The organism is Methanospirillum hungatei, from assembly GCF_020216685.1.
GTDB lineage: Archaea > Halobacteriota > Methanomicrobia > Methanomicrobiales > Methanospirillaceae > Methanospirillum > Methanospirillum hungatei_B.
The window spans coordinates 1-4,428 of sequence record NZ_JAIWNS010000269.1; the positions used below are offsets into that span (position 1 = coordinate 1).

The 4,428-nt window shown below is 45.2% G+C and carries 6 protein-coding genes; 5 read left to right on the forward strand and 1 reads right to left on the reverse strand.

The window, feature by feature from the left end:
- The first annotated feature begins 397 nt into the window (after positions 1 to 397).
- Entirely contained in the window at positions 398 to 928 is a 531-nt protein-coding gene (locus LDL35_RS14665; protein WP_304023779.1) for an FxLYD domain-containing protein, read from the forward strand.
- Positions 929 to 937: 9 nt separating this feature from the next.
- On the opposite strand, the gene purB is transcribed toward LDL35_RS14665, so the two are convergent.
- On the reverse strand, positions 938 to 2,278 hold the full coding sequence (purB, locus tag LDL35_RS14670) for an adenylosuccinate lyase (RefSeq protein ID WP_304023781.1): 1,341 nt from the start codon (positions 2,276 to 2,278) through the stop codon (positions 938 to 940).
- Between the two features lie 102 nt (positions 2,279 to 2,380).
- Here purB and LDL35_RS14675 point away from each other — a divergent pair, with 102 nt between their 5' ends.
- The 4 genes from LDL35_RS14675 to LDL35_RS14690 form a co-directional block, all read left to right on the forward strand.
- Positions 2,381 to 2,734 carry a dihydroneopterin aldolase family protein gene (locus tag LDL35_RS14675; RefSeq protein WP_304023783.1) on the forward strand — a complete coding sequence of 118 codons (354 nt, stop codon included), beginning with the start codon at positions 2,381 to 2,383 and terminating at the stop codon, positions 2,732 to 2,734.
- Positions 2,706 to 3,536, forward strand: a complete 831-nt coding sequence (locus tag LDL35_RS14680) for a TatD family hydrolase (protein WP_304023785.1) — start codon at positions 2,706 to 2,708, stop codon at positions 3,534 to 3,536. Before LDL35_RS14675 ends, LDL35_RS14680 begins: the two co-directional genes overlap by 29 nt.
- 45 nt (positions 3,537 to 3,581) lie before the next feature.
- The gene (locus tag LDL35_RS14685; protein ID WP_304023787.1) at positions 3,582 to 3,875 is read left to right on the forward strand and encodes a DUF424 domain-containing protein; all 294 of its coding nucleotides are present in this window, start codon (positions 3,582 to 3,584) and stop codon (positions 3,873 to 3,875) included.
- Between the two features lie 12 nt (positions 3,876 to 3,887).
- Positions 3,888 to 4,428: NMD3-related protein (locus tag LDL35_RS14690; protein ID WP_304023789.1), on the forward strand; the 541-nt coding region annotated here is incomplete at its 3' end.

A 4,428-nucleotide genomic window follows, 5' to 3' on the forward strand; every position in this document is an offset into this window, starting at 1 on the left:
GTCTGATATCCGCAGTATTTTCTCTGACATCTGCTGGTAAAATTCCTTCTATCCCTTCAAGAAGAAGTACCGGAGTGAGTACTGCAAATAATATGAAAACAACCAGAATTATTATTGGAATGGTAATAAGTCTCATAGTATCCGTGCATATTCACGATAAGGTCCCTGTAATGTACACAAAATATTTCAAATCTGGTTCGATCCAAAACCTCATCATATTTCTGCTCCTCAACATATAAATGCGGCTTGTCTGCTCTATATTCCAGAGAGCCTCTCTTTCCAAAAACATACGAAAAAATCTATGTATCGGTAGTCTTATAGGCACGGTAAACAGATCAGAAGCTAGCAAAATGGGTGCTGTTGTTATGGGGTATTATCGAATGCAGGGGGATGAGATATGAGAACTGGAGAACATCTTAAAAAAGAAGTAATTGTACTATCAATGCTCATTGGAGCTTGTGTATGTATTCTGTTCTCATCGCCCGTCTTCTCAGATCAGGTTATTACTATCGAAGATACAGGAAATTCTTTTCCAGTATATGACTCTGTTCAGTACCAGATTCAGGATACCATACAAAAGGAAGGGACGGAAGGGAGGAGACTTTTCATCTCCCGCCCATTTGGATATCTTGAATGCACAGAAGACAGTCAGGTTAATCTTTCCATCCGGAAGACATACATCGACAGGGTGGCCAGAGATAAAGCCTATATAAAAGGTGAAATTCGAAATCTTGATGATAAAACTATTGATATCATCGTAATCACCTTTAACCTGTTTAATGCTGACGGAGATCAGATAGGCAATGCCTATGCAACGATTGATTACCTGGAGCCGAAGAAGACATGGAAATTTACTACAGATCCAATAACCCGTTCAGATTTTAAATTTGAGCGATATGGATCAGTCTTTACCGGCGTGTACGATTAATAAAGGAGATCAGAGGTAAAGGGTACGTAATTTTTTACTAACCCTTTCCACCTGTTCCACCGATGTACCGATATATGATTCCGGATTGAGGAGTTTCTCAATTTCAGGTCCGGGGATATATTTTGTCACTTCAGGAGTCCCGGTGAGGAGCACTGATAATGGTTTTTGTAAGGCCAGTGCCTCCATACTCTTTTCCCTGATAATCTCATGGGCTTCCTGGCGTCCCATCCCTTTCTTTGTCAGTTCAATCATAACCGATTCGGCCATATTAATTCCATGCAGCATGCCAAGGTTCTGTTTTATCCGATCTTCCTTCAGGTTCAGACCTTCCAGAACAGAAGTCATGATCTTTAGGATGTGGTCGGTGAGGATGGTTGCCTCAGGGAATAAGATCCGTTCCGGAGAAGAGTTGGTTAAATCGCGCTCGTCCCAGAGGGTATTATTCTGAAATGCCGGCTCTACTGATGACCGTATTATCCGGGCAAGACCACATACCTGCTCACTTTTTATGGGATTTCTCTTATGAGGCATGGTAGATGATCCGACCTGCTTTGCACCAAAGGCCTCTTCAACTTCTCCGATCTCCGTTCTCTGCAGGGATCGGATCTCAACACCGATTTTATCCAGAGTTGTGGCCAGATTAGCAAGGAAACAGAAATATTCTGCATACCGGTCACGCTGGATAATCTGGTTTGAAACATCAACCGATGATATGTTCAGGTATTTCATCATCTGCTCCTGTATCTCCATCCCCTTCTCACCAAGAGCTGCCTGCGTCCCCACTGCACCGGTGAGTTGCCCGACGCAGACCCTGGGTCTCATTTGTGATAATCGTTCAATATGGCGTCCTATTTCACTTGCCCATATAGCAAAACGAAGTCCATATGTGGTAGGAACACCATGCTGACCATGCGTCCTTCCAATACAGACCAGATGGCGTGTCTTTTCTGCCCGGTCAAGAAGAACTGAGAGAATCTTTTTTAATTTGGTTTCAAGTATGTCCAGTGCATCACGGAGTTGAAGACCGGTAGCGGTGTCAAGAATATCATTTGAGGTTGCTCCATAGTGGATCCATCTTCCTGCCTGACCGCATACTTCTGAAACTGCCCTGACTACTGCCATCATGTCATGGTGAATCTCTTCTTCAATCTCTTTTGACCGTTCCAGGGATGCACCGCGTGCTTTCTCTGCAATTATCTCTGCATCTTCCCGGGGTATCATACCCAGTATTCCTTCTGCATGGGCAAGGGCGATCTCAGCTTCAATGATGCATCGGAACCGGTGTTCCTCACTAAAGACCTGTTTCATCTCAGGGGTTCCATATCTGAATTCTATCGGATGGATAGCCATTGTGTACCTGTTGGACTCCATGCTAGTTAACCATATGAATCCTGAGGATGGGATATGAAAAATAAGGGATCTTATATAGACTGAAATCTCTCAGGTGATGATATGATAACTGACAGGGAACGGGCAGCTTTTGAAGCAGGAATAAAACTTGGTGCTTTATACCACCAATGGGTAGGCGTTCCGGTATCCCGAGAGTCCGCATCATCATTAGAGAAAGCAATAGAAAATGCGCACATTCAACAACCTTATATGACCGATATTGCAGTGCGCCTTGATAGGGAACTTATGATACCGAACTCATTCGGATATAGTGAATTATCTGGTCTCATGCTGGATGTGGAACTGACTGTACGGGTCAATGAAGCATCATGTCATGCCTGTATTGCTCGTGAAGGTGAATACCCCATGATGAGAATTGAGTGGATGGATGAAGACACCGAAGTATCCAATCCTTGATGATCATATCCACATCGATCCCAGAAACGGGAAAGGGATAGAGGCAGTGAAGGAGTTCAAACGAGCAGGAGGGACTCACATATGTCTGGTAACAAAGCCATCCTGGTCTTTAGGTATTCATCCGGTCCGGGGAGAAGACTTCAGGGGCGTCTATGATGAAACGCTCCAGATAGCAGACCAGATCCAGGAGCAGACCGGTATAGTTGTTTTCCCTGTGCTGGGATGTCACCCTGCAGAGATTACGGTCATGGCTGAACGGATGAGTGTTGCACAAGCGGCTGAGATCATGAAAGATGGTCTTACCATCGCTGCACAATATGTAACTGAAGGAAAAGCTATCGGACTGAAAAGCGGACGCCCACATTATGAGACAAGTGAAGAGATTACCGCTCTTTCAAATGAGATAGTATCACATGCATTCTCACTTGCGGCAGATGCCGGATGTTCCATACAGATCCATGCAGAGTCAGGCCCGTGTGCAGATATGATAGATATGGCAACTTCAGAGGGTATGAATCCTGCCCGCGTCATCAAACATTTCGGGACACCGGATACTCCGCTTATGCCCTCTCTTGTTGCAAAGCATGAAGAGATCCCGAATTTGTGCCGGATGAAACGGGAATTTACCATGGAAAGCGATTACATGGATGAGAACAGCCGGCCGGGTGCCGTCATCGGTCCAAAATCAGTGCCTCGTTTTACCCTTCGGATGCTGGAGCAGGGAAGTATTACAGAAGAAGACCTGTACCGGATACATATGCATACACCCCGGAAGGTCTATGGGATTGAGATCGAACTCTGATTTACCTGAAAGGTTTTTCTCGTACAGGGGCACGATAATATCAGGATGTTACTTCGAATTCACCGGTCGGCAGACGACAAGGAAGTAATCGGATTATGTGACCGGGAACTAATCGGCAGAACCTTTTCAGAAGGGGAGATCTCCATCTCAATCAATGAAGCCTTCTTTGGCAACCAGCCTGCTTCTGAAGAAGAGGTTATCCGCGTTTTGATGACCGGTGATAATATCACGATCTTTGGAAAACGGTGCGTTGATCTTGCGGTATCTCAAGGGATCCTGGAACCGGATTCATGCCGCCTTATAAGCGGCATCCCGTACACGACTATCATACGAATATAAAAAGCGATTTACATGGACTTACAAGAGGCAATCTGTCCGAAATGTGGTGGCCCGTCACCAACAGGGGATATCTGCGGGAAATGCCGCGCATCAGATATTGAATGGTTTACCTGTGACGGCCGTGTCCGACTGGTACGTTGCCCGAATTGTAACTCTATGCGGGATAATAACGGTTGGAATGATTGTGAGCGATCACGTGAAGATCTTGAATATGAGGCTGCTATTTCAGCTATTCATCTCTTTCAGGATATTCAGAAACCTGAGATCTCTATAAAACTGGAAGAAAACAGCAAAAACAGAACTTTTGCACATATCTCCATAACCGGTTTATTATATAATGAACCCCGTGAGGGAGCCTGCACGGTAGAGATACTCTGGCAATTTGACTCCTGTGACCGATGCAGCAGATATCACGGTAATTACTGGCAGGGGGTTGTGCAGCTCCGGGCTGATGGCAGAAAGGCTACCCCTGAAGAACAGGAACGTGCCAAACGGATAGCCTACCAGGCAGAAGAAGAGTTACAACTCCAGGGAGATCGGTTATCTTTTGTTA

Bases quoted from the DNA above. Each gene is read 5' to 3' on its own strand.
- LDL35_RS14675 (WP_304023783.1), top strand. From the start codon at position 2,381: ATGATAACTGACAGGGAACGGGCAGCTTTTGAAGCAGGAATAAAACTT.
- LDL35_RS14685 (WP_304023787.1), top strand. From the start codon at position 3,582: ATGTTACTTCGAATTCACCGGTCGGCAGACGACAAGGAAGTAATCGGA.
- LDL35_RS14680 (WP_304023785.1), top strand. From the start codon at position 2,706: ATGAAGACACCGAAGTATCCAATCCTTGATGATCATATCCACATCGAT.
- LDL35_RS14665 (WP_304023779.1), top strand. From the start codon at position 398: ATGAGAACTGGAGAACATCTTAAAAAAGAAGTAATTGTACTATCAATG.
- purB (WP_304023781.1), bottom strand. From the start codon at position 2,278: ATGGCTATCCATCCGATAGAATTCAGATATGGAACCCCTGAGATGAAA.